28 protein-coding genes are annotated in these 25740 nt (G+C 41.5%); 15 read left to right on the top strand and 13 right to left on the bottom strand.

The genetic code is table 11. The features are described from left to right. Positions 1 to 3 precede the first annotated feature (3 nt). Entirely contained in the window at positions 4 to 369 is a 366-nt protein-coding gene (locus AC13FX_RS07455) for a hypothetical protein (protein ID WP_482879914.1), read from the top strand. Between the two features lie 290 nt (positions 370 to 659). Here the strand turns inward: AC13FX_RS07455 and AC13FX_RS07460 are convergent, their stop codons facing one another. Beyond that, entirely contained in the window at positions 660 to 1661 is a 1002-nt protein-coding gene (locus tag AC13FX_RS07460; RefSeq protein ID WP_482879915.1) for an AAA family ATPase, read from the bottom strand. Positions 1662 to 1738: 77 nt separating this feature from the next. On the opposite strand from AC13FX_RS07460, the gene AC13FX_RS07465 reads away from it, so the two are divergent. After that, a complete protein-coding gene (locus AC13FX_RS07465; protein ID WP_482879916.1) occupies positions 1739 to 2545 on the top strand; it encodes an undecaprenyl-diphosphate phosphatase in 807 nt (268 codons plus the stop codon). An 87-nt stretch (positions 2546 to 2632) separates the two neighbouring features. Then, the gene (locus tag AC13FX_RS07470; RefSeq protein WP_482879917.1) at positions 2633 to 3799 is read left to right on the top strand and encodes a hypothetical protein; all 1167 of its coding nucleotides are present in this window, start codon (positions 2633 to 2635) and stop codon (positions 3797 to 3799) included. 16 nt (positions 3800 to 3815) lie between these two features. Here the strand turns inward: AC13FX_RS07470 and AC13FX_RS07475 are convergent, their stop codons facing one another. From AC13FX_RS07475 to AC13FX_RS07530, 12 genes are all read right to left on the bottom strand, one after another. Then, positions 3816 to 4994, bottom strand: coding sequence for a BamA/TamA family outer membrane protein (locus AC13FX_RS07475; RefSeq protein ID WP_482879918.1), 1179 nt, complete (start codon positions 4992 to 4994; stop codon positions 3816 to 3818). 107 nt (positions 4995 to 5101) lie between these two features. Continuing rightward, the gene (locus AC13FX_RS07480; RefSeq protein ID WP_482879919.1) at positions 5102 to 6829 is read right to left on the bottom strand and encodes a Na(+)/H(+) antiporter subunit D; all 1728 of its coding nucleotides are present in this window, start codon (positions 6827 to 6829) and stop codon (positions 5102 to 5104) included. Further along, positions 6819 to 7034: a hypothetical protein gene (locus tag AC13FX_RS07485; protein ID WP_482879920.1), complete on the bottom strand. Its 216-nt coding sequence runs from the start codon at positions 7032 to 7034 to the stop codon at positions 6819 to 6821. Before AC13FX_RS07485 ends, AC13FX_RS07480 begins: the two co-directional genes overlap by 11 nt. A 2-nt stretch (positions 7035 to 7036) precedes the next feature. Beyond that, the gene (locus AC13FX_RS07490) at positions 7037 to 8521 is read right to left on the bottom strand and encodes a monovalent cation/H+ antiporter subunit D family protein (RefSeq protein ID WP_482879921.1); all 1485 of its coding nucleotides are present in this window, start codon (positions 8519 to 8521) and stop codon (positions 7037 to 7039) included. Positions 8522 to 8538: 17 nt separating this feature from the next. Continuing rightward, positions 8539 to 10032, bottom strand: coding sequence for a proton-conducting transporter transmembrane domain-containing protein (locus AC13FX_RS07495; protein WP_482879922.1), 1494 nt, complete (start codon positions 10030 to 10032; stop codon positions 8539 to 8541). Then, a complete protein-coding gene (locus AC13FX_RS07500) occupies positions 10029 to 10397 on the bottom strand; it encodes a cation:proton antiporter subunit C (protein ID WP_482879923.1) in 369 nt (122 codons plus the stop codon). The genes AC13FX_RS07495 and AC13FX_RS07500 overlap by 4 nt, the downstream gene beginning before the upstream one ends. Continuing rightward, positions 10390 to 10830: an MnhB domain-containing protein gene (locus AC13FX_RS07505; RefSeq protein ID WP_482879924.1), complete on the bottom strand. Its 441-nt coding sequence runs from the start codon at positions 10828 to 10830 to the stop codon at positions 10390 to 10392. The genes AC13FX_RS07500 and AC13FX_RS07505 overlap by 8 nt, the downstream gene beginning before the upstream one ends. After that, on the bottom strand, positions 10820 to 11128 hold the full coding sequence (mbhE, locus tag AC13FX_RS07510; protein WP_482879925.1) for a hydrogen gas-evolving membrane-bound hydrogenase subunit E: 309 nt from the start codon (positions 11126 to 11128) through the stop codon (positions 10820 to 10822). The genes AC13FX_RS07505 and mbhE overlap by 11 nt, the downstream gene beginning before the upstream one ends. Further along, positions 11125 to 11370 (bottom strand): Na(+)/H(+) antiporter subunit B, encoded by a 246-nt coding sequence (locus AC13FX_RS07515; protein WP_482879926.1) that lies wholly within the window; start codon positions 11368 to 11370, stop codon positions 11125 to 11127. The genes mbhE and AC13FX_RS07515 overlap by 4 nt, the downstream gene beginning before the upstream one ends. After that, entirely contained in the window at positions 11370 to 11699 is a 330-nt protein-coding gene (mnhG, locus tag AC13FX_RS07520; protein ID WP_482879927.1) for a monovalent cation/H(+) antiporter subunit G, read from the bottom strand. Before mnhG ends, AC13FX_RS07515 begins: the two co-directional genes overlap by 1 nt. After that, positions 11692 to 11973 carry an MrpF/PhaF family protein gene (locus AC13FX_RS07525; RefSeq protein WP_482879928.1) on the bottom strand — a complete coding sequence of 94 codons (282 nt, stop codon included), beginning with the start codon at positions 11971 to 11973 and terminating at the stop codon, positions 11692 to 11694. Before AC13FX_RS07525 ends, mnhG begins: the two co-directional genes overlap by 8 nt. Then, positions 11973 to 12533 carry a Na+/H+ antiporter subunit E gene (locus AC13FX_RS07530; protein ID WP_482879930.1) on the bottom strand — a complete coding sequence of 187 codons (561 nt, stop codon included), beginning with the start codon at positions 12531 to 12533 and terminating at the stop codon, positions 11973 to 11975. Before AC13FX_RS07530 ends, AC13FX_RS07525 begins: the two co-directional genes overlap by 1 nt. Positions 12534 to 12931: 398 nt before the next feature. On the opposite strand from AC13FX_RS07530, the gene AC13FX_RS07535 reads away from it, so the two are divergent. The 12 genes from AC13FX_RS07535 to ftsH all read left to right on the top strand — a co-directional run bounded on the left by AC13FX_RS07535 (position 12932) and on the right by ftsH (position 25667). Continuing rightward, on the top strand, positions 12932 to 13207 hold the full coding sequence (locus AC13FX_RS07535) for a 4a-hydroxytetrahydrobiopterin dehydratase (RefSeq protein ID WP_482879931.1): 276 nt from the start codon (positions 12932 to 12934) through the stop codon (positions 13205 to 13207). A 232-nt stretch (positions 13208 to 13439) separates the two neighbouring features. Further along, on the top strand, positions 13440 to 13829 hold the full coding sequence (rpsF, locus tag AC13FX_RS07540) for a 30S ribosomal protein S6 (RefSeq protein ID WP_482879932.1): 390 nt from the start codon (positions 13440 to 13442) through the stop codon (positions 13827 to 13829). A gap of 29 nt (positions 13830 to 13858) precedes the next feature. Continuing rightward, a complete protein-coding gene (gene rpsR, locus AC13FX_RS07545) occupies positions 13859 to 14110 on the top strand; it encodes a 30S ribosomal protein S18 (protein ID WP_482879933.1) in 252 nt (83 codons plus the stop codon). A gap of 18 nt (positions 14111 to 14128) precedes the next feature. Then, the gene (rplI, locus tag AC13FX_RS07550; protein WP_482879934.1) at positions 14129 to 14575 is read left to right on the top strand and encodes a 50S ribosomal protein L9; all 447 of its coding nucleotides are present in this window, start codon (positions 14129 to 14131) and stop codon (positions 14573 to 14575) included. A gap of 108 nt (positions 14576 to 14683) precedes the next feature. Further along, on the top strand, positions 14684 to 16600 hold the full coding sequence (locus AC13FX_RS07555) for a protein-disulfide reductase DsbD family protein (protein ID WP_482879936.1): 1917 nt from the start codon (positions 14684 to 14686) through the stop codon (positions 16598 to 16600). Positions 16601 to 16709: 109 nt separating this feature from the next. After that, positions 16710 to 20144 carry a hypothetical protein gene (locus tag AC13FX_RS07560; protein ID WP_482879937.1) on the top strand — a complete coding sequence of 1145 codons (3435 nt, stop codon included), beginning with the start codon at positions 16710 to 16712 and terminating at the stop codon, positions 20142 to 20144. A 169-nt stretch (positions 20145 to 20313) separates the two neighbouring features. Beyond that, positions 20314 to 21027: a MotA/TolQ/ExbB proton channel family protein gene (locus tag AC13FX_RS07565; protein WP_482879938.1), complete on the top strand. Its 714-nt coding sequence runs from the start codon at positions 20314 to 20316 to the stop codon at positions 21025 to 21027. Positions 21028 to 21058: 31 nt separating this feature from the next. Then, a complete protein-coding gene (locus AC13FX_RS07570) occupies positions 21059 to 21325 on the top strand; it encodes a hypothetical protein (RefSeq protein ID WP_482879939.1) in 267 nt (88 codons plus the stop codon). Positions 21326 to 21338: 13 nt separating this feature from the next. Further along, a complete protein-coding gene (locus tag AC13FX_RS07575) occupies positions 21339 to 21884 on the top strand; it encodes an ExbD/TolR family protein (protein ID WP_482879940.1) in 546 nt (181 codons plus the stop codon). After that, positions 21884 to 22330: an ExbD/TolR family protein gene (locus tag AC13FX_RS07580; protein WP_103665615.1), complete on the top strand. Its 447-nt coding sequence runs from the start codon at positions 21884 to 21886 to the stop codon at positions 22328 to 22330. The genes AC13FX_RS07575 and AC13FX_RS07580 overlap by 1 nt, the downstream gene beginning before the upstream one ends. A 77-nt stretch (positions 22331 to 22407) precedes the next feature. Beyond that, positions 22408 to 23436 carry a thiamine-phosphate kinase gene (thiL, locus tag AC13FX_RS07585; RefSeq protein ID WP_482879941.1) on the top strand — a complete coding sequence of 343 codons (1029 nt, stop codon included), beginning with the start codon at positions 22408 to 22410 and terminating at the stop codon, positions 23434 to 23436. A 128-nt stretch (positions 23437 to 23564) separates the two neighbouring features. Continuing rightward, the gene (gene ftsH, locus AC13FX_RS07590; protein WP_482879942.1) at positions 23565 to 25667 is read left to right on the top strand and encodes an ATP-dependent zinc metalloprotease FtsH; all 2103 of its coding nucleotides are present in this window, start codon (positions 23565 to 23567) and stop codon (positions 25665 to 25667) included. The last annotated feature ends 73 nt before the right edge of the window (positions 25668 to 25740 follow it).

Genomic DNA, 25740 nt, shown 5'->3' on the forward strand with positions numbered 1-25740 from the left:
AAAATGTTACGGATCTTATATATTTCTGTTTGTTTTGTGATACTGACCGCTTCTTCAGTTAGCGGTTTTAGTACAGGCTCTGCCATATCGCAAATCCAAGAATCAGGGGTAAAGATCAATGATGAGTCACTACCGCCACAGCTTGCATTATACTATTCGTTTCATAACAACGGGTCAGGAGAAACGCAGAATGTTCAGAACCAACTCATTCATTCTGAGGAATCAACAGAGCAACATGTTTTACTGGAAAGTCAGGTAAGGGCCAACCACTTTCTAAATAAACAGGAAGAGTACAAGAGAGACAGCATCTATATCGAGCCAGGCCTTGGGATTAGAAAACTTATCTTCCCATTTCATTTTCATACTTAGTTCAGATCGGTATCTCAGACACTTCAAAAGCACATTCCATATAACAATGGATCGCTATACCTATGAACTTAAAATGAAAATGAAATGGAAATTGATGCAGCAACAATCATAATCGCCGCTTTAGCAATTCTATGTTTTGCCATTCCGATCGGTTATGATCAAATGAACAAGAAGTCTGATAAAGACGAAAATGAATGAGATCATGACATGACATGACATGATAAAAAAGCCTCACAACCTGATGAAAGGGTGTGAGGCTTTTTAATTTCCGGCCGATATAGTTTAAAGGTCTATGGTACCTGAACGTTATTCATGATCTTGGTTATAATGTCTTCAGGTCCTATATCCTCAGCTTCAGCTTCAAAGGTAGGTATGATGCGATGTCTCAGTACATCCATAGCAATGGTACGCACATCTTCCGGTGTTACATAGGCTCTGTGCTCCATAAATGCCTGTGCACGAGCTGCGAGATTCAGATTAATGGTTGCCCTTGGTGAGGCTCCAAAACTGATCAGGTCCTCAAGGTCATCCAGATTATAATTTTTTGGTTTACGTGTGGCAAACACAAGATCTATGATATATTGTTCTACCTTTTCATCCATGTAGATCTCGTTAATCGTCTTGCGGGCTTCCAGGATCTTCTGTGGTTCAACCACCTTATTAAGTTTTTCTTTTTCCCCTGTTTTTGCCTGCATGCGCATGATCTGCATTTCCTCCTTTTCAGTAGGATAGTCGATCTTAAGCTTAAGCATAAATCGGTCAACCTGTGCCTCAGGAAGTGGATAGGTTCCTTCCTGTTCAACAGGGTTTTGCGTTGCTAGCACTAAAAATGGTTCTTCCAGCAAGAAGGTACTTTCACCAATGGTCACCTGCTTCTCCTGCATGGCTTCGAGCAGGGCACTCTGTACTTTAGCCGGTGAACGGTTGATCTCATCAGCCAGAATGATATTGGCAAAGATCGGTCCTTTTTTAACGAAGAAATCACCTTCTTTTTGGTTATATATGAGCGTACCGATCAGGTCGGCAGGCAACAGATCTGGCGTAAACTGAATACGCTGAAATGAGGTTGCCAATACTGTTGCCAGACTCGAAACTGTGAGCGTTTTAGCCAGGCCCGGAACCCCTTCAAGCAATACATGCCCGTTTGTCAGTAATCCAACCAACAACCGGTCTATCATATATTTTTGACCTATGATTACCTTATTTAGTTCGTTTCTGATGTCTTCAATGAATGCACTGTCATTCTCTATCTTTTTGGTCAGTGCTTCCATATCTACTGCGAATTCGCTCATATTTATGATTTCTTTATTTAGTATTAGCTGATGATATGATTATTTTCTCGCCTTAAAAAAGTGAACAAATATAATAAATGGACATTTTACAATCTTTTTTATTAGGTATTATTCAAGGCTTAACCGAATTTTTACCAATTAGCAGTTCGGGGCATCTTGTTTTAGGTAAACAAATTCTTGGGGTTGAAGTTGAAACGGGTATCACATTTGAAGTGGTTGTACACTTTGGTACTCTATGCAGTATTCTTGTCTACTACCGTAAGATCATCTGGGAACTCATTAGTTCAGGTATCAGCTTTTTAGGGGCTCCATCCGAACATAAAGAGGAACCGAATGTTAAACTGATCGGGTTTATTTTAGTGAGTATGATCCCCGCTATGATCGTTGGATTTACCTTGGAAGAACAAGTTGAGTCAATATTCTCTTCTCCGTTAATAGTGTCCGGAATGCTGATCTTAACCGGTTTAATGCTTTTTTCCACAAAGTTTGTGAAAGATACATCCAATGAGGTCTCACTGTCAAAGAGTTTCCTTATTGGTATAGCGCAGTCTTTTGCAATGATACCCGGGATCAGTCGTTCAGGTTCCACGATCTCTACAGCCCTGTGGCTTGGAGTAAAAAGGGAAGCTGCAGCGAACTTTTCATTTCTTATGCTTATACCCGTGATAGCAGGCGCTATGTTATTGGAAGTTAAAGAACTTGTGGAGATAGGTATCTCAGATGCAGCACTAATTAACCTGGTGATCGGTTTTCTGGCTGCATTTATCTCAGGTTACTATGCTTTAAAATATCTCATTATTATCCTGAAAAGACGAGGTTTTCATTATTTTGCCTATTATTGCTGGATCGCAGGTGGTATAGGGCTATTTTATTTCTTTGTTTGAGACGTCAAAGATCCATTGCTGTTTTTTAATAGAAGAATTTATCAGGTCTTTATTACATTCTCTTATCAACAAACATTAAGGTAAAACATGGTTAAACGAATATTTGTACTCTTATTTTCAGTTTTGATCCTGACCGGATGTAATTCTTCAGAAAAATTATTGCAAAAAGAGGAATATGATCGAGCCATTGAAAAAGCGGTAAAAAAACTTCGCAAAGACCCCGGTAACGACAAAGAGCTGTATGTACTCAAAGAGGCTTACACCAAGGCAAACACCTTTGACCTCGAGCAGATCTCATTTCTTGAAAAAGAGGGTAGAAGCGAGAATTATGTTCGCATTTATCAGCTTTATGGGAGATTGGACCGCCGTCAGGATCGTATCAAAACGCTACCGTCACGACTCATGAATGAATTCAGGATCGTTAACTATGACGATCAGCTCATTGCATCAAAAGAACAAGCAGCTGAAACTGCCTATCAACAGGGTTTGGATTACCTGGATCTGGGTGGAAAGGAAAATGCAAGAAGGGCTTTTTACGAATTTGAGAATGTTCAATCACTTTATCCCAATTATAAAGATGTTAATGATCTTCAAAGAGAAGCAGCATACCTTGGAACGAACCAGGTATTGTTTGTCGTAGAGAATAATTCAGAGATTATGTTACCGGATAGGTTTGAATCAGAATTGAGAAAAATTAGCCTCGGAGACCTTAATAACCGATGGATCCAATACAGTGTCTATGAAAATGAGGATGTAGAATATGATTATTTCGTTGCTTTGAATATCAACAGAATTTCAATGAGTCCTGAAGGCCTGGAGCGTGAAAAATACTCAGAGATCACTGAGATTCAGGATGGCACAAGATATGTATTGGATGACCGTGGAAACGTTATGAAAGATTCATTGGGTAACGACATTAAAGTACCGAATATGGTGAATGTGACCGCTGAAATTCAAACCCAGCGTCAGTTCAAAGAGGCCATGGTTGGTGGAAGCCTGGATTATGTGGATCTGCGAACTGAACAATTGGTGAGATCAGAAAATATTAGCGTAACAGCCGTTTTTGAACACATATCCGGTTCATTTACCGGCGATGAGAGAGCATTGAGTCAGGACTCTAAAGATATAATTGAACGAAACTCAGTTCCATTTCCCAATGATGAGTTCATGCTTATGGATGCAGCTGCATTATTGAAGGAAAAGGCTAAAGATATCATGTATAGAAACCGGGAATTGCTTAGTTCTACCTATTGATCCAGAATGGGATCAGTTAAAAGAGATAACCGGCTGTAAAATAGAGCCCATAACCATCTTCAGAAAAGCCCAGGTCAGCTCTGAATATAAAATTCTCGTTAAAAAAGGAACTTATTCCGCCTAACCCATGGGTATATTTAAGGTCGTCTATGACGTCCTGCATTGGAGTGTCGTTGCTAAATGTTCTGCCAATATCAAAGAAAAGTGTTCCTCCAAATTTTACATCATAGGTTGGAAAATCGAACAGCCAAGTCCTGAGTTCCGTATTCATCAATAAAGCATTTTCATCAATAAAGCGATTTTCAGGATAACCTCTCATGGTTTCCTCGCCGCCAATAACAGGATATTTTCGGAATGGAGCTTCACCTGATAAATGATTGAATGTGAGTCGGTTGGCGAAAGTGATATCCCTGATTAGATGGAAACTATGGTAGGTTCTGATTTCACTTTCAAAAAGAGGGAAAATGTCAATTGTCCTTGTATAATCTTTGATCAATCGAAAACCCGCCTTTCCGTAAAATCCACGACGTGGATCAAACTCACTGTCACGACTATCATAAATATAGCCGGTTCCAAGGGAGACAGTTCCTGAGTTCTCCAAGCCAACAGGACTCATTTGGTAAATAAATGAATTTGGTTGGATATTCACCGGGTTGTGATAATCAAATTCAGCCACAAGATATATATCGGATGTTCTCCCGAGAGGGTCTTTATTCAACGAATGTCTGAGTATGGTTTCGATCCCAAAAGAGAAGGATTCGTAGTAATAGAATTCCTGATCATCTGATATTGATGGGGTCAGGTTCTCATAGGTGCCAACCCCATAAAACTGATCGTTTAAAAACCTGGAAATGAAGAATTCTGTAGTTAATCGTTCTCTTCTGGTGAAAATCCGGGGTTTGTCATAAAGTACAGAAGCCGAGAACAACCCTTTTGTAGATGCAACGGCATTCGCTATCATATAAGAATTAAAAGGTTTGATCCCATCCTTATAATAATATCGACTCACGATCCCACCTCCCATAAGGCCAAAGTCACTATTATACCCTAATGCCGGCAAGAAAGCGTATTCCAGGGTATCAATTACAGTAATATTTCTATTGCTGTTTCCGGGGATATCCTGTGCTAAAGAGGCATGTGGCAATATTGATACAAAGATCAGAACTAACAGCGAAAATGATCTTGAATTGTTCAATTGGATGATCGTGATATTTTAATACGTTATTTATTACAGAAGTAAAGATAAGCGGATTATACTCTTATAGAAAAGAAATATGAACGGGGTGCTCCTTACTGAAAGATTCAAATGAGGATCACGAGAAGGGCGACAATAAAGCCGAACAAGATAAATGAGAGTGCTGCACCTATTGAAGCAGAAAACCCGTCAGAACTTATTTCTCGTCCTTCTGCAGCAAATGATGGTAAAAGTAGCTTTAGGGGATTCTTTGAAAGGACTGAAACCCGACCTGCAATAGAATAAACGAACTGTTCAGCTTTGCCAAACAAACGGTTAGGCAATGTCACGAATAATTTTTCAACGATACCAGCCGGTTTGCGATAGAACCAGTCGGTATCCAGTGAAATACTTGAAGAGGTATTCAGGCGATCTTTGAAGAACCAGAAGGCTATGAATGCCAAAACCAGTATTTGGGTCATTTCGACGACATTGTAAACTGAATAGGGGTGGAAATCGGTGACAAATGGCAATTGATTGTAAAGCAGTTGGGGCGACAAGCCAAACAAGATGCAGAATAAAGCCCCAAATCCCATTGCGATCTTCATATTGCCGGGAATGGATCTTAGTTCAATTTCAGTAGATCCTTCCTTGAACCAGGTATAATATGGTAGTTTAAGACCGGTATGAATAAAGGTACCAATAGTAGCAATGATTAATAAGAGAATAGGCCATTCAAGATGAGCGTCACCCATGGCACCTGAGATCATCGTCTTACTGATGAAACCATTCAAAAGGGGAGCTCCGGAAATTGAAAACGCTCCGACCATATACAAACCAAGGATCAAAGGCATTTTTTTAGCCAACCCCCCAAGTTCACTTAGCTTACTTGTACCGGTTGAAAAGATCACGGCACCAGCTGCCATGAATAGCAGGGATTTGTAAATAATGTGATTAAAAGCGTGAGCAGTTGCACCATTAAGGGCGAGTTCAGATCCGATACCTATTGCTGTGACCATATAACCGATCTGACTAATTATACTATAGGCTAATATCTCTCGAATATCATTTGCCAGCAGAGCATATATCGTTCCATATATTGCCATGATCACACCGACCCAAATAAGGATCTCCCAGCCCGGGAACAACCGGATCATAACATAAACAGCTGATTTGGTGGTTAGGGCACACATAAAAACGGCTCCGGTAATTGTTGCCTTTGGGTAAGCATCAGCGAGCCACGCATGTAAGGGAGGCACAGCTGTATTCAAGGCCACACCTAAAAGGATGAATATATTGGCAAGGGTGTATTCAGGCAATATCTGTTCGATATACAAAGACCCACCTGAATTTAAATGCAGTAGTATTCCGGTAAATAATAACCCTCCTCCAAAAATGTGAACCAGTATATAACGCATTCCTGCTTTATCAGATTCGGTGGTTCTTCTTGCCCATATCAGATAGGCTGAGGCAGCAGCCATCAACTCCCAAAAAATGAACAGGGTAAAGTAATCGCCGGCAAATGTTACACCTAAAGCACCACCTGCATATGCAAGGGCTGAACTTTGTTGGCCCAGGTCTTTAATATGATAGGCGTAAATACCACCAATAATGGTAATGAGTGAAAAGATGATACCAAAAATACGGCTTAAGCCATCTACGGACAGGAGTTGCAGCTCATAACTGGCAAATGAGACCTGCAGCAGATCACCTTCCGGCAGGTTCCAGAGAATACCCAATGCGATCAGAGGAAAGGTAATGAAGGCAGTGCTTCTTGCCCGTTCCGGTATCAGCGGCAACACAAGGGCACCCAGTATCAATATAGTGGCAGGTATAGATATGAGCTCAACGATCATAATAATCTTCGTTGCTTAAGATGAATATTTTGCCAAGAAACTTAGAACCAAATATCAGAATAATAGCTCCCAATCCGCCCCATAAAGCATAAAATGCCGGGATGCTGTTCCACCAATGTGAGTCGTAGTCAGCCAGATAGGTAAATTCCAGTATCAGACTCACGATCAAAAGTAATCCCAATAAAATCCAGTGCCAGTTCTTCATGGTCAGATAGAATTAAAGATGGTTGAAGCTACAGATGAAGCCATATCGAAAAAGTGGAAAAACAGATCAGGATTCAATCCAAATAATATGGAAAGAACGGCCGTGCCAAATAAAGGAACCACCATAAATGGGGATGCCTCGGTATGACCTTCTAATTCCGGGCCTCCTTTCCTAAAATAAGCTCTCTGGATAATGGGGAAAAAATATCCCACGTTCAGTAATCCACTTACTACAAAAATGATGACAGGTACCAGCATTCCGCCTTCAAGGGCCCCGGATGCCAGATACCATTTGCTTACAAAACCATTAACCGGAGGGATTCCGGCCAGTCCCATTGAACCTATGGTGAAAGCTGCCATGGTCCATGGCATTACTTTAGCTATTCCATTAAGGTCACTGATATTCTTTTTATGCAAATTCACCATGATCGCCCCCGCGCAAAAGAAAAGGGTGATCTTCATAGTAGCGTGAAAGGAAATATGTAAGATACTCCCAATAAGTCCTGTCTCGGTTAGTAATGCAACACCAAGAACGATATAAGAAAGATGCCCTACCGTGGAGTACGCCAATCTTCGTTTTAGATTATCTTGTGCGAAGGCCAGGAGTGAAGCTACTATGATGGTAAATCCGGCCAGTACCATTAAGATGTCGTTCAAACCAAACTGAGCCATTACATCCGGTCCAAAAATAAACCCAACCACACGGATCACACCAAACACTCCAGACTTTACTACTGCAACAGCGTGTAAAAGTGAACTGACAGGAGTTGGAGCTGCCATGGCAGATGGTAACCAACTATGCAATGGCATGATACCTGCCTTAACCCCGACGCCTCCAAGAAACAGTAAAAATATGATCACTGCCATTGACTTACTTAGCTCGACATCACCAAATATACCACCGGGAACGAAGTCCAGCGTTCCGGTGATCGAATATGTGATACCGGCTGCGGCTATCAACAGAAGTCCGGCAGTAAGAGTATAGCTTAAATATTTGCGGCCGGCAGCAATGGCTTTCTTACTTTCGCTGTGAATAACCAGGGGATAGGTGGCAAGCGTTAGCATCTCATAGAAGATAATAAATGTCAGTAAGTTGCCTGAAAACGCAATACCAATAGTTGAGCTCAAACAAACGGCGAAACTGGCGAAATACCGTGTTTGCTTTTTTTCATGATGACCACGCATGTAGCCTATGGAGTAAAAGGAGGTGAAGATCCAAAGTCCGGAGGCGATGAGTGCAAAGAATACGCCAAAGGTATCAGCTTTGAGTACCAGCGGTAAATTCGGGGCGATCTCGATCAATTCGAGTTCAATCGTATTTCCCTGCAAGGCTGATGGAAGTAGGGTGAGCACCAACAGGAATTTAATGACACCGGCAAGGATGGTCCAGAACTCGCGGAGATTCGGTTTTTTTGAACTCAGCAAGATGAACGGTACCGCAGCCAGCGATACCAGTACAGCATATAAAGGGACATATGTAAGTTCCATTGCGATTATTTACCTATTTAAAATCCTGCCGGAAACATGGTGAAAATTACATTTACGATATAAGCGTTGAAAATACCTACTACTAATAAACCAATTGCCATAATGGCCATTGGTAACATCATACTGAATCCAACTTCGTCTCTTTCTACAATCTCAGTTTCTCCGGAAGGTTCAGTATCGGGATCATTTAAATAGACTTTTTCCAATATTCTAAAGAAATACACAGCATTTAAAAGTGAACTGATGAGTATGACCGAGAGTAATATCCAATTGCTGTTTTCAATGGTTCCCAATGCGAGATACCATTTGCTGAAAAATCCGGCAAGTGGTGGAAGACCTACCATTGAGATCGCTGCGGTAGTAAAGGCAGCCATCGTCCAGGGGTATTTTTTTCGGTAACTATTATCAAACCTTGTAATGAGTGAATGGCCTTCTTTAAGTCTTAAGCTTCCGGAGACCATAAATAAAAGAGCTTTCATCAAAGCGTGATTCAAAACATGAAGTATCGCCCCAATAAATCCAAATGGGTTGGCAAGGCTAAGCCCCATGATAATATAACCTATCTGAGAAACTGAACTGTAGGCCAGCATTTTCTTGAGCTCCGACTGTGCAATTGCCATGATGGAACCGTAAAGAATGCCAATACCAGCAAAAATACCTATGATGGTGGTTATAGGAAGCTGGTCGTCGATCAGTTCTACTCCAAATAAAAAGAGTACAATTCTAAAAAGTATGTATGCAGCTACCTTTGTTCCAATAGGGGCGATCAAAGCTGATGAAGAGGAAGAGGCAAAGGTATACGAATCGGGGAGCCACCCATGCAGAGGAAAAAGGGCAGCTTTCACGCCAATTCCCGCTACCATAAGTACGAGTGCGGCTATTACTGAAGAGTGACCGATCACTTGCGGTAACATTGCGTGCATGTCAATGATATTCAAGGTACCGGTTACTGTATAAAGAAATCCAACTCCCAGTAGATATAAAGATCCACCAACCGTACCAATTATCAAGTAACGGAAAGAAGCGTGGGGTGCGCGTTTTTCTCCTATGGCGATCAGGGCATAACTGGATAGGGATGAGATCTCAAGAAAAACATATAAATTAAAAAGGTCACCCGTTAGGACCATGCCATTAAAACCAAGCATCATAAGCATGGCTATTGTGTAATACGGCATCTTTTTATCGGGGAATTCGGCCTTACTGACCTGTTTTGAATGGATCAGAACCAAAAATGCGACGGTATTAATGACCAGAACCATGAAGGCTGCCAGTCCATCATAGACAAATTCAATGCCGATGGGAGGTGCCCATCCACCAAAAAAGTAGCGGATCGTTTCACCGGTTTGTATAAGATGAAGGAATCCCCAGGCTGAAAAGAAAGTAGCCAATCCGGATCCTAAAACACTTAAATGCCATACGATCTCACGCTTCCATAACCCAATAAGTGGGACCAGGATAGCAAACAGAATATAGGTAACAGGTATTAAGGCCGGTATCTCTGATCCTATCATTGAATCTTATCTATAAGTTCTTCTTCGTTCAGGGTACCGTAACGATTGTAAATATTGATCAGAAGGGCATAAGCTACTCCAAGGGTTGCCACACCAACTACAATGGCAGTCAGCATTAAGGTGTGTGGCAGGGCATTCATGTAATTTGACACTTCACTTACAGGAAGGTCATAAGCCTTCACCGGAACGGTAGCACCTTCTTTCATCGCAACAGATACAAAAAATAGTATTACACCGGCCTGAAAGATCGAGAGGCCGATCGTTTTTTTCACCAAATTCTTTTTTAACAGCATGCCATACAATCCTACCGATAGCAGGATCATGGTAAACCAGTAAGCATAATGGCCCATAAAGAACTCAAGCATAATCTTCTCCTTTTACCATATTATCATAGATCAGGACTAAAACGGTCATTACGGTTAGGCCTATACCAAGTTCAATGATCAGAATGCCCCAGTATCTGAGGTCTGCACCTTCTAATCCCGGAATTGGAAGTTGTTCGTAATCCAGGAAATAACCTCCCATGATCAGTGCGAGTAAACCGGTTCCAAAATAGATAATAACACCAATGGCAGCATATGGGGTTGCCAAATAATCTTTGAACTGCAGGTTTGCGATCCTGGTCCCACTGGCAATACGTACCAGCAACAGCGAAACAGCAAGTAAAGTACCTCCCTGAAATCCACCCCCGGGCGAATAATGACCATGGAAGATCACATAAAACCCGAAAAGCATGATATATGGGCTGAGGAAACGGGTGCCTAGTAGAATGATCGGGCTGGGAGACCTATTTATCATCGTCTTCCCTCCGTTTTCTTAATAAAAGGAAAGTGATCATACCGGCTGTAAAGATCACGATCTGTTCTCCCAGGGTATCAATACTACGATAGTCACCAAGTACCACTGTCACGATATTCGGTGTGTGAGCATCGTTATACGCCTCACGGATATAGTAATTTCCCGGCACTTCTGTACCTGTCATGCTCGTTCGCTGATTCATTCTATTGTCAGGATCTCCCCGAAAAGGAAGATCTGATGCAGCGAATAAAAGCAGTAACGCAAATACAAGAATCAAAAGTAGTTTAAGGTACTTCAATCTTCTGTTTTGAATGTGGTTTGATAAATTGCTACGACCAATAATATTCCGGTGACACCTGCACCTACAACAGCCTCAGTAAATCCAACATCAACAGCTCCCATGGTCGTAAATAAAAGAGCCATCAAAAAACTGAATAGGGTTAACATCACTGCAGCTACAAGCAGGTCTTTAGACTCAAGAGCAATAAGTGCGGTGATCAATAAAAAAATGAATAAAATAAGTTCCAGCTCCCAATACATCAGCCATCCTCCTTTTTCTTGCCATTATCTTTGAAGGTTGGCATCAACCCAGAATTAATTGCAGCCCTTGCCAATGCGTGAGCACCGATCGGGTTAGCCAGTAGGATGAACAGGAGTATGAGGAATAACTTTCCGCTGTTGATATTAAAGCCTTCATATATGATCAAACCGATTATGATAAGCATCATACCAAGGGTATCACTCTTACTGGTGGCATGAGTTCTTGAATAAAAATCGGGCAGCCGTATTGTGCCAATACTCCCGATTAGGAGAAAGAAGATACCTGCAACAACAAAAAATATGGTCAGGATATTACTGATCTCAATCATCGTAACGGAAATTTGTGTTCTCAGATGAGAAGTATTTTGCAATAGTTAGCGAGCCTACGAATCCCAGGATAGCATAGGCCAGTGTGATATCTATGAACATGCCTATTCTGTCATAAATGAACCCAATAAGGCAGATCAAAACGATCGTTTTGGTTGCAATGGCATTAGTGCCTACCAGGCGATCAAAAACTGTTGGACCTTTGATGACACGGTAGGCAGGCACTGCAATAATAGCAGTAAGTATGACGGCACTGTAAAGGAAGAAACTTTCCATTAGATCAGCTCCTCTTTGCTATGGATGACCCTGAAATCGTACACAACCTGTTCAGCTTCTGCTTTAAACAATTTTAAGACCTTTTGAGGCATTACATCACTGGCAATGCTTTCAAATGAAACCGGTGATATGGAATGAACAATGAATTCATCTCCGATTATGTCAACAGTTAAGGTGCCCGGTGTCAGAGTGATAGAGTTTCCGAGAATCATTTTACAATGGGGATTAGGAAATTCAACCCTGAACTTTACCACGGATGTCTTAATAGGTAAAGAAGGACTTAACAAAATTCTGGCAACCTGTATCCCTGAAGTAATGATCTGTACCAGTAACCAGCCAAAGTAATAGGGCATATAAATGAACCTCAGATCTTTGATCACATCCGTTTCATCAGCAAAATATGAGTGTGCCTTAAGCCTGTAGTTTACAGCCATCACGATTGCCACGCTCACAATCCCCATCACAGAGTGTGTTAGATCAAAAAAACCACTCATAACATACCAAAAAGCCATCAGGCTGATAAAAGAGGCAATGAGGTTTTGAGCTGATAATGACTTCAAAATTTAGACAATACTAGGTTTGTTATTAATTTTCTAATGCTCATTAACATACAAATTCTGAAATATTCTTAAAATGTTAATTAGACTTTTATTAGAACAGGTGAACCAACGATATTTAAATAATAGAGATAGTTAAATAACCTCTGAAAGATTATCAAAAGTGGTGTCTCATATCCTTTAAATATTGTAAATGACTTTTGCGTTCCGGGTTTACACAAATATTTAATTTAAGAGCACGAACAATAGGCAGGTTATATTAAGGGATAATGAAGTTCACAGGTGATTCATTGAAATCAGAAATGAAGGTGGGTTTATGGAACTATTTTGAATTCAGACTCACTCTGTAAGTGTAAATAGTAATAACGATAATCTAAAACAGCGTAGATATGGCAGACCCAATGAAGCGATCAAATATCGATAAAGAACTTAATTCATTAACCGGGTGGGAATTCAAAGATGATAAGCTAAATAAAGAGTTTAGCTTCGGTGATTTCAGCGAAGCCCTTGGTTTTATTGTAAGGGTTGGTTTGGAAGCTGAAAAACATGGACATCATCCTGAATTATTCAATGTATACAACACAGTTAAGATCTCATTGAGTACTCATGATGCAGGTAATAAAGTAACTCAAAAGGATATTGATCTCGCCCGGTCAATAGAGGACGTTAGCTCATAAAAGGGGCTTAAGCATATTCATGGTTATATGCCGTAACCGGAGAATCATTTTATTACTTTAAATCTATATCTGAACACGGTTATAGAAGCAGAGTAAAGACAAAGTTTGTTATACAATTCTGCTGTTGTAATAATGGCTAAAAAAAGCGTATCTTCAGGTCTTCTGTTGCTCGGTAAAGTACCAGAGTGACTGCTTTCATCTCAGAAAGCACCCAAAGAAAAACATATATAAAATGAGCAAAAACTATTACGAGTTTACCTATATCATAAATCCTGTTCTCGAAGAGGACATGTTTAAAGAGACCGTTGATAAAGTTAACAAGCTTATCGAAGATAACGGCGGTGAAATTGATGAAGTTGATGAGTGGGGCTTGCGTCAATTTGCATACGACATCGACAAAAAAGGAAGTGGATACTATGTGAATATGTACTTCACAGCTCCTGCTGAAGCGATCGCTTCTGTTGAACGACAGTTACGTATTGACGATAACGTTCTTCGCTTTTTAACCCTCAAATATGATGCAAAAATGTTGCGTCACAGAGAGCTTCAGAGAAAGAATGAAGTTCCTGATATCTTCGCTATTGAAGACGAAGATGAGGACAACGAAGAAGACGACGATTAAACAGCAAAACTCATTAAAGGAATTGAATTATGATTAAGAATCCATCACACCCGAAAAAGAATCAGCGCAAAGTTAAGCAGTGTAAGTTCACACGTGCCGGACTCGAGTACATTGACTACAAAGATGTTGATACCCTTCAGCGCTTTACCAACGATCAGGGAAAGATCCTTCCACGTCGTGTTACAGGAACAAGTGCAAAACATCAACGCCAGTTAACAACGGCCATCAAGCGAGCTCGCTTTTTGTCACTGATGCCGTATGTAGCTGAAAACCTTCGATAAAATTTATAGAACAGTATTATGAAGATCATTCTTAGAGAAGACGTAGAAAAATTAGGACAATCCGGAGAAGTTGTTGATGTGAAGGATGGATATGGTAGAAATTACCTGATCCCACAAGGCAAAGCAGTAATGGCAACTAAAGGAGCCATTCAGGAACTTGAAAGATTGAAGAAAGAAGCTGCACGTCAGGCTGAATTGACTGTAAATGAAGCCAAAGAACTGGCTAAACAACTTGAAGTAACTTCACTTACTATTTCAGTAACTACCGGCGATGAAGACAAGATCCACGGTACCGTTACCAACGCAGATATTGCCAAGGCACTGGAAGAGCGTGATATTCTTGTTGAGAAAAAAGATATTACACTTGATCAGGAAGTTAAAGGTCTCGGTGAATATACCGCTACTGTAAGCCTGGTAGGTGACCTGAAACCACAAGTTAAATTTTGGGTTGTCAAAGACGAATGATACTAATCATTCGGGATTTCAGGCACTAATTTCGAAAAAAGTAAGTTTCATTCAGTGTACATCATCTTAGAACAGGTTTAACCTGAACAACTACAGAAATTAGTTTAAATGAAATCATTGCAAATCAAATTAATGGGGATCATCATTCTGATGTTATCCCCATTTTTTATTCAGGCACAAATACCTGATCCTGTCAAATTCACCCTCTCTGAAGCACCTGATTCCGTATTAGCGGGGGAGGTCTTTGAAGTTAAGGTGGATGCCTCTATCGAAGGTAATTGGCACTTATATTCTGTCCTTAATGATAAGGACGCTGGCCCGTTCCCCACTGAATTTTCTGCCAAATCGGCCAATTTTGTGATCGTCGGACAAGCTCAGGAATCGGATGCAGATATTGAATTCGATCCCAACTTTGAAGCCGAATTAGGGTGGCATAGTAATTTTGCTGAGTTCACCATTCCTGTTGCAGTCAAAACTTCTGAAACAGGAAGGCAAAACCTGGATATTGAAGTATATTATCAGGTGTGTGATGATAAGGTATGTTTACCGCCTACTACTAAATCTATTGTGGCAGGGGTTATGGTAACCGGAGTAGCAGCCGATCCTGTATCTGAAGCGCTCTCTGATGGTAATACTGCCGAAGTATCAGGTTCACAGGCTGAGATCAGAGAATCAGCCATTGGAGGAGATGGGATCTTTTCCTTCCTATGGATCGCTATTCTTGCCGGTTTTGCAGCCTTATTGACCCCATGTGTTTTCCCTATGATCCCGCTCACCGTATCCTATTTTGCCAAACAGGATGAGGGTGGCAAAGCCGTAGGTAAAGCCTTTCTCTTTGGTTTAGCTATTGTCGCTACATTTACACTTTTAGGTATTTTACTGGCAGCCGTGTTCGGGGTTTCCGGGGCTCAGAATTTTGCATCAAACCCATGGGTTAATTTATTTATCGCTTTTGTTCTTGTAGCTTTTGCTTTCAGCCTGCTGGGTATGTACGAGCTTCAGTTACCCCATCAGCTTACCAATTGGTTGAATCGCAAAAGCAATCAAAGCTCAGGAGTCGCCGGTATTTTATTTATGGCTTTGACGATCAGTGCCGTCTCATTTTCATGTACAGCACCTTTCGTTGGAGGAGTATTTGCAGCCACGACCGGGGGGGAGTGGTTTTATCCGATCATAGGAATGATCGGTTTTTCTGCTGCTTTTGCAAGCCCCTTTGTAATATTGGCAGTTTTCCCAAAATGGATGGAATCACTACCCAAAAGTGGTTCCTGGATGAATATCGTAAAAGTGATCCTCGGTTTTATAGAATTGGCAGCAGCCTTCAAATTCCTGTCTAATGTAGATCTGGTTTGGGAATGGGGAGTTGTTTCACGTCCCCTGACAATTGCGGCATGGATCGCCATATTTCTGCTCACAGGATTATACCTGCTTGGCAGCTATTCACTTAAGCATGAGAAAAAACCGGAAAGTATATCCACAGGAAGAATGCTGTTAGCCATTCCATTCTTGTTATTTAGTTTTTATCTCATACCGGGACTTTTGGGGTCTTCACTTGGAATTTGGGATGCTTTTTTACCTCCAAAACAAGCGACGGATGTCAGTTTAGTGGCATCCATCGGTACTACTGGAGGTACAGGTGCTGCTAACAGTGTAGATGAAGGATGGTCCAAGGATTTTGAAGCTTCTAAAGAAATTGCTCTTCAAGAAGGTGTTCCGATCTTTATTGATTTTACAGGATACACCTGTACAAACTGTCGGGCTATGGAGTCCAATGTATTTCCACTGGCTGAAGTGGTTGAACGATTCGAGCAAATGGAACTGGTAAAACTGTATACGGACGGTGGTCCCGATGGTCCCGAAAACCAGATGTTTCAGTTTGAACTGACCGGTAACGTAGCATTGCCAACTTACGCCATCGTAGATCCCCAAACTGAAAGGGTGATCGCTCAGAGCCTTGGCTATAGTAAAAAAGAAGATTTTATAGCATTTCTGGATAAAGGACTTCGGGCTTTTAAAAATCGTTAACGGTTGACCATTAGCTTTGAAAGCTTTAGCCTTGACCAACTGCTAACTAAATTTAAATTTTCTGACAGCCCGGCCTTTCAAGTACGCTATAATCTATGCCATCTGCATTATGATGCAGTGCTTTTTAGGTACGTCTGAATCTAATGCTCAGTCATCCATTGAGCGTGTATATAAGTATTCCTCTCTGCCAACAGATACTTCCCTTTTCATTGGTGAATGGGTTATGCCAAACACCATTGATATCTCATCCGGCGATACGGTTATTGGAGATTCACTTTGGATATTCAATGAGCAGGAGGGAAGGTTACGCTTTCTCCCGGGAAGTAGAGGGGTAAGCGTATACTATAATGTTCAGATCAGATTCCGCGAATTGCCATATTCTTTTTCCAGGAATTATCAGAATCTTGTACCCAGGCAAATTGACAGCTCCTGGTATGATGAACCGGATTCACTGCAAATGGCACTAAGAAATTCCGGAAGTAACACACTCTATGGTTCAGACCTCAGGCAATCCGGAAGTTTGAGTCGTGGCATAATCGTGGGGTCCAATCAGGATTTTTCACTGGAAAGTGGATTGAATTTTGAACTTTCCGGCGCATTGACTGAGAGCATAAATATCAATGCTTCACTTACGGATCAAAGCATCCCAATTCAACCTGACGGTACCACTCAAAACCTGAGAGAGTTTGACAAGGTCTTTATAGAGATCGAGGCTCCTAATTCCATAGTGGCTATGGGTGACGTGGATCTTAGCTTGAATAACAGCTCTTTTGCAAGGTTTAACCGCAGGTTGCAAGGAGCAACCGGAGCACTAAGTCTGGATCATGGAGATTATCAGGCTGCTTTTTCTGTGGTCAGAGGTACTTACAGGTCAATGCGGTTTAACGGGCAGGATGGCGTTCAGGGACCTTATAGATTAACAAACTCAAACGGGCAGGAGTTTATAACCATATTAGCTGGAACGGAGCAAGTGTATATCGATGGTCAACGGGTGAGCAGGGGGGCTGAAAATGATTATATCATTGATTATGGAATTGGGGAGATCACATTTACCAATCAGCAACTCATTACAGATGAAAGCAGGATCATCATTGAATATGAATATCTGGATCAAAATTTCACCAATACTGCAATTGCCGGAGAAACAAGAACTTCATTCTTTAATGGCAGGTTGGAACTTGGTGCAACAGTGATAAGGCAGGCAGATGGAGACGAATTGCTATCACAGCGTACACTAAGTTCGTCTGATATTGAGCTGCTTCAGCAGGTGGGAGATGATCTGGATCAGGCTGTGATCGATGGGGCTCAGATTGCAACCGCAGAGGAGAGAGAGCGTTATATACTTTATACGAAAGTGGATACTACTATAAATGCTGAACCCCTTACAATATACGAGCATCGGCCCGGTGACCCTTCATCTATATATAGAGTTCAATTTACGAAGGTGCCTCAGGGAGAAGGAAGCTATCGGAGGGCAACAGGTCAAACGAACGGATTTTTGTATGAGTGGGTAGGCGAAGGAAACGGAGATTATACCCCTTTCAGGGAGCTTGATGCCCCGGAAGCTAAACAGATGATAGCACTCAGAGGAGGGTACAATGTAAATGATCACATCGAATTGACGGGTGAGTTTGCAACTAGTGATTACGATGCCAATCGGTTTTCAAATGCAGACGACGGAGATAATACAGATATTGGTTACACATCAGGAGTAAAGATTAAAGAGACCGATACCGGATTGGGAACCTTCAGCGCTCAATTCAACCGAAGATACACCGGAAATAATTTTGAATTCTTTGAGCGAACCAGAGAGATAGAGTTTGACAGGACCTGGAATATTAACAGAGGGTCAGTCGGGAAAGAAATCATCAATGAAGTGAAGACCAGTTTAAGCCCCAATGCTTCTACAATTATCTCTGCCGGTTATGGCACCATCGACCTGAATCGTTTTAAGGGTAAGAGACAGAATTCTTCCGTTTCAATAGATCTGCCGGATGATCTTAGCTTTTCATATACCCAGGATTGGGTCACAAGTGAGGATAAAGAGTTAATTGAAAAGGGCAATTGGTTTAGGCAGAAGGGGGATCTTTCGACTTTTTTTGAGGTCGGTTCAACTCAAATTATGCCATATGTGAGTTTCGAGCAGGAAAACAGAAACCAAAGGAATCTATCATCAGACTCACTGTTACCAAGGTCAGAAAAATTCTATGACGTTGGGCCGGGGGTGAAAATTGCATTCAGGACATTTGACCTCGATGTAAGTATGGCCTACAGAAGTGAGGCAGGTATATTGAATAACCGTTTTGAAAAAAGGGCAGAAGCGATCGAGCAGCGATACCGACTTTCCGTTAACCCCTCGGGAAATTTCAATACGACAAATGAGGTGCGTATCAGAAACAAAGAATTTTCAGACGCATTTTTGAACAGTGGGGCTGTTGCAAACCGAAGAGGTATACTGGTAAGGTCAGTCACGGATTATGGTTCAGATATGAGCCTATTTGAAGGTGAGGTATTTTATGAAGCCAATACGCAACGCCGCGCACTGCTTGAGGAAGCATACATTGAAGTGGGGCCTGAAATTGGACAGTATGTGTGGGATGACCTGAATAACGATGGTGTGAGACAGATAGACGAATTCTTTCCTGAAGTAAGTATCAATGAGGGTACATATATCAGGCAATTCTTGCCAAATGACGATCTATTACCCGTTGTGGATCTTAATACCCGTTTTATAAATACCTTCCGGCCATTTAATGGAGGCAGTAATCAGGCCTGGTATTCAGGATTAAGCCTCAGATCAAGAATTGATATCACTGAGAACTCGACCACTGATGAAATTGGAAATGTATACCTACTGAGATTGAATAGTTTTCAAAACGATTCAACCACCCTGTTTGGCCGAATCCGGTGGGAACAGGAACTTGACCTCCTGGGGGCGGTTAAGGGTGCTGATGTTTCAGTTGGGATTACCAACAGTAATAGTTTGAACCGGCGCAGCAGAGAGGCCCTTGAAACAGAGTTGTTGACTCAGTATCTGAACGCAATGATCGATATTGGCAGCAGGACTCAGGCAAGGTTTGATATGGTCAGGGGAAAGAACACAACGATCAGCAGTACCATCACAAATAGGAATTTTGATATTAGAAGTTACTCTTTGACTCCGGGAATCAATGCAACCATTAGTAGAAACTGGAATATGGATCTGAGTATATCCTATATAAATAAGACCGATCTCGCACAAACTGAAGAAACCCGGGCCGAATTGTGGAAAGTCAGAACTGTACAGCGTACCTATATAATGAGAAAGCTACAGGCGAATTTTAGTTTGGAGTATAGAAATACAAGCTTAGATGGGCGGTCAACAACTTACGGTACTTACGAACTAACAGAAGGGACCGGGGAGGGTAGTAACTTGATCTGGTCGTTCACAGGTAGCCTTAGAACGAGTGATCTCTTGCGTTTAACATTTAACTATGATGGGCGAACAGTTCAGGGAAATCCTGCTATTCATGTTGCAAAACTGGTATTAAGTGCTAATTTTTAATGTCAGAAATGGGATTTAAAGAGTGTGGGAATCAATTCCGCAAATAGAGTAACATTACGTAAAAAAGATTTTTTAAGAACGATGTTACTTTGACATTTAGTATAAAATGAACTATTCTTTTTGCTCATTAATCTTAGCCTTTAACAATTAAACAATTAGTGGAGTAGACATGATATCGTCGATTGCTCTTTTTCTTTTACAAGCCCCTGCTGACGAAGGGTTTTTTAATGTTGTCGTAGCAAAATTTAACGAAGGTAACGAAGGCGGGTGGATGTGGCCTGTATTGATCACATTGATCCTCGGTCTCGCTATTTTCCTTGAGCGTATTATTACCCTCAACCTTGCTGACATCAATACACGTAAATTTATCGTTAACGTACAAGAAGCACTTCAGGAAGGTGGCATCGATGCTGCTGAAGAATTATGTGCACAAACTCGCGGTCCTGTTGCCTCCGTATTCCAAGCCGGCCTTATGCGGTCTGACGAAGGGATCGAAGCTGCAGAGAAAGCAATTTCTGCCTATGGTTCTATTGAAATGAGCTTCCTCGAAAGAGGTCTTGTATGGTTGTCACTATTCATTGCCATTGCTCCACTATTTGGATTCCTTGGAACAGTAGTAGGTATGATCGAGGCATTCGATGATATTGAAGCTGCTGCCGATATTTCCCCAAGTATTGTAGCCGGTGGTATTAAAACAGCTCTTTTAACAACAGCCGGTGGTTTGATAGCGGGTATTATTCTGCAGATCGGATACAACTATTGTGTATCTAAAATTGACCGTCTGATCGCTGATATGGAAGAAAGTTCCATCACTCTTATTGATTCCATTATTCTTCTGAATGAAGGAAAAGACCTTGTTCCTAAGGCTGATAACGACGCCTAATAAGAACTCAAATCAATAAAAGGATTCAACAATGGAAACAATTAGTGTAGGACTTGCTGCCGGTTTGATATTACTGGGTGTTCTGACGATGGTATTTGCAGGTGTCAGAAGCCTCATGCTCGGTAAGCAGGATTATAAAAAGATCGGAATGATGGCTGTTCCATTTGTAGTGTTCGGTATCTCATATGCAGTGACTGGCGAATATGCCAAAGCTGGTGTGCTGACCGCTACCATTATGATGGCCTTTATGATACTCACGATCGCCCTTACGGGTCTTCGTGGAACATTTAAGTTTTAGTTAGGACTCAAATATGTTATTGAAGAAACGAGAACGGGAAAGTGCTGAAATCAATGGGTCATCTATGGCCGATATCGCATTCCTTCTCCTTATTTTCTTCCTGGTAACCACCACTATTAATGTGGATACCGGTATTGGTCTGGTGCTACCACCACCATTACAAGAAGATCAGGAACCACCACCCATCAAGGAGAGAAACTTGATGAATATTCTGGTGAATGCAGAAGGACGCGTATTGATGGATGATCAACCGTATCAACTAACAGAAGTTAAAGAACGCTTGAAAGAGTTCATTGATAACCCTACCAATGACCCTAATTTATCCGAATCTCCGGATATGGCCATTGTATCTGTGAAAACACAACGTCAGACACCCTATCGCATTTATGTAGATATGTTGGATGAGGTTATGGGAGCATATAAAGAATTGCGTGATGCTGCATCACGGGCAAACTATGGTGTACCTTTCGGTGCATTACAGGACGACAGCCCTCAGTATAACCAGATCACTGATATGTATCCTAAGAAAATATCAATCGCAGAACCGGGAGATAGCTAATGGCACATTTCAAGAAAAAACGAGGTGGAAGTAAGCAGGAGGTACCAACCTCTGCGATGCCCGATGTTGTATTTATGCTTCTTTTCTTCTTCATGGTTACCACCGTGTTGAGAGAAGTAACTCTAAAGGTTAGGGTCAATTTGACTCAGGCTGAAAACATCGAAAAGATCGAACAAAAGCGATTGCTTTCATATGTTTACATTGGTCCTGAACGTTTACCGGGTAATCAACTTGGTGAAGATAAAGTTCAGATCGACGATGCCATAGTGGAAGACATTGGAGCAATTCGTAATCTCATGTACGATAAACTGCGTGAACAACCAAAATTGATTGTATCATTGCGTGTAGATGAGAGCTCTGAATTCGGACTTCTAACCGATGTACAGGAAGAACTGAAAAAAGCGAGTGCCTTTAGGATCAACTACTCTACAAGACGCGAACCTTAAGCATATCGTATAACGATTTAAGGCAACTGTGTCTCCGGATGCAGGTGCCTTTTTTTATTTTAACCCAGCTATAATTCATGTCCGATACTTTTCAGACCATTCAAAGTATAGGCTCTAAAGGCCTGTTAGATAAGCTCACCAACTTTGATTCATTTAAGAACGAGAATGTCATACAGTCAGTAGGTGATGATGCCGCTGTTGTAAAAGAAAAGGATGGCAGTCTCACACTATTAACTTCAGAAACCTTTGTTGAGGGAGTGGATTTTGATCCTACCTATACTCCTTTTCATCATTTAGGTTATAAGATCGTTTCTGCTGCTGTAAGCGATATTTATGCCATGAACGGTGAACCGGAAACCATGTTGATCAATCTGGCAGCACCTAATAGGATGTCTGTACAAATGATCGAGGACCTATATAAGGGGATATATACTGCAGGCAAAGAATATGGAGTTGAATTGGTTGGCGGTGATCTGAAAGCCAATCATGCCAATCTGGTAGTTTCTATAAGTGTGTATGGAAAGGCAGATAAGAATTTGATCAGTTATCGAAAGGGAGCTAAAGACGGGGATGCAATTTGCGTGACCGGAGACCTTGGCGGGGCCCTTGCCGGACTTAGAATATTGATGAGAGAGAAAAAACACTGGGAAGAGCACGGAGATGATGCCGTGCAACCTGAATTAGGGGATTACCAGTTTGTAGTAAAAAGACAACTGGTTCCCAAAGCAAGAAAAGACCTTGTTGAGGGCCTGAAAGAACATGGCTTGATCCCAAGCTCCATGATCGATCTTTCCAAAGGGTTAGTGAGTGAATTGAGTGCCATATGCGAAGCTTCTGAAATTGGGGCAACTATATATCAGGCTGCTATACCAATAGCCATAGAAACAAGGCAGGTAGCAGACGAAATGCAGGAAGATGTAGACCGGTACGCGCTCTTTGGAGGTGAAGATTTTGAACTTATGTTTACGCTTCCCGAAAAACAGGTCGAAAAATTTGCCAAGGAATTCAATGATTTTGTGGTTATAGGTAGAATGAGACCTAATGAAGAGGGTATGAAAATGCAAACAGCAGAAGGGGATCTCGTTTCGTTTGATGATTTGTCATAACATGAGCAATGGCACGTTTTTTGCCAAACTACCGTTTCAATCATTACACTAATAACCTGATCTGACTTATTTGAGTATCAGGTTCCTTATATTACTTCTATTATAAAAATTTCATAAGCTAATATTTGATGGCGCAAAATAATCCCAAAAAAAAGAAATCGATCAAACCAAACGGGAAGAAGGGAAAAGGTAATTCCCCAAAATTTCCTACCTGGAGTATTTTTGTTTTATTCTTCGTGCTTTTACTGGCACAAGTTCTGTTTTTTCCGGCTGAACCCGGTAACCGAATTAAATACAGTGAATTTCTGGACCATGTAGAGAATGGCTACGTTTCTGATATTACCATCACTAATGGTGTTGATATCACGGGTACATATTCAGATAAGGCACTTTCTGATGGAATCATATCCCGCCCTGATCAATCTGAAAATAATAATCCTTTTGCCACCAGTGGAACTGAACAGTTTAAAAAGTTCAGTACTACCATGTTGCGAAATGATGAAATTCGACCAATACTTGAGTCTAATAACGTAGCATTTGACGTGAGGATCGAGGAAGACTGGTTCAGCGGGATCTTTATCTGGCTGATACCGATAGCGGTACTTATCGTTATCTGGATCTTCATCTTCAGAAAAATGAACCCGGGACAACAGGTTCTCAACATTGGTAAAAATAAAGCATCTCTTTATGACCAACAGACCGAGACGAAGGTAACATTTGAAGATGTTGCCGGTTTGCAGGAAGCCAAGGCAGAAGTTGAGGAAGTTGTGGAGTTTCTTAAAAATCCTCAAAAATTCACCAAGCTTGGGGGCGTGCTTCCAAAAGGTGTTTTACTTGTAGGTCCTCCCGGAACCGGTAAAACCTTGCTTGCAAAAGCAACGGCCGGTGAAGCGAGTGTCCCTTTCTTTAGCCTGAGTGGTTCAGACTTTGTTGAAATGTTTGTGGGTGTTGGAGCTGCCCGTGTACGTGATCTGTTCAAACAAGCTAAGGAAAAAGCACCATGTATCATTTTCATTGATGAGATCGACTCTATTGGTAGAACGCGGGGACGTGGAATGGCAATGGGATCCAATGATGAGCGTGAGAACACATTGAACCAACTTCTGAGTGAAATGGATGGGTTCAACTCTGATAAGGGTGTGATCCTGATGGCTGCTACCAACCGTCCGGATATACTGGACTCTGCTCTGCTCCGACCTGGTCGTTTTGACCGTCAGATCATGATCGATAAACCTGACCTGAATGGTCGAGTCGAGATACTTAAAGTGCATACTAAAAAACTTAAGCTCGGTGATAATATCGATCTGAGAGTGTTGGCTTCTCAAACTCCCGGTTTTGCCGGAGCCGACCTGGCAAATCTATGTAATGAGGCAGCACTGTTGGCAGCTCGTAGAGAGAAAGAAAATATTCAGATGGAAGACTTCCAGGATTCCATTGAGAAAGTGATCGCAGGACTTGAAAGGAAGAATAAATTGATCAGTCCTCAGGAACGAAAGATAGTAGCTTATCATGAAGCGGGACATGCCATTGTAGGTTGGTTCCTTGAACATACCGATCCTGTTCTGAAGGTAAGTATTGTTCCTCGTGGTCTGGCTGCATTGGGTTATACCTTGCAAACACCTCTGGAAGAACGATTCCTGATGACCACTGAGGAACTGGATGACAAGATCTGTGCCTTACTTGGAGGAAGAGTTGCCGAGGAGATCATTTTTGGCAGAATATCCACGGGTGCTCAAAACGATCTTGAGAGAATTACCAAAATGGCATTTGCCATGGTGGCAGAATATGGTATGAGTGAAGGACTTGGTTACATTTCCCTGAAAGATTCACAAAATGCTGAAAACAGTTATGGTTTCAATAAGAAATATTCTGAAGCCACAAGTCAGCAGATCGATCAGGAAGTGCGAAATATCATAGACAAGAATCATGATCGCACTATCGAGCTGCTTAAGAAACATAAAGGGGAGTTGGAAAAACTAGCTGAGACCCTGCTTGAGAAAGAAGTACTTGATCACCATGCATTAAGAGACCTGTTGGGAGACCGGCCTCACGGAAAATATCCGGACGGCATTTTTGAGAAGAAAGATTCCAAGGAATCTAAGAATGGTAAGTCAGATGGATCTCCTGCTCAAAGTAAGAAAGCTGAACAAGAAGCTTCGGATGCTGAGATCATCAGTGAGGAGTCGGTAGCTGAAGAAGAAAAGACATCATCTGAGGAAGAAAAAGAATAATACCCCATTTTTATTAATAGTTTGAAGAGGCACTGAACGGTTCAGTGCCTCTTTTTTTATGCCCTTCATCGAA

It is taken from the genome of Gracilimonas sp. B-17, from assembly GCF_056857935.1.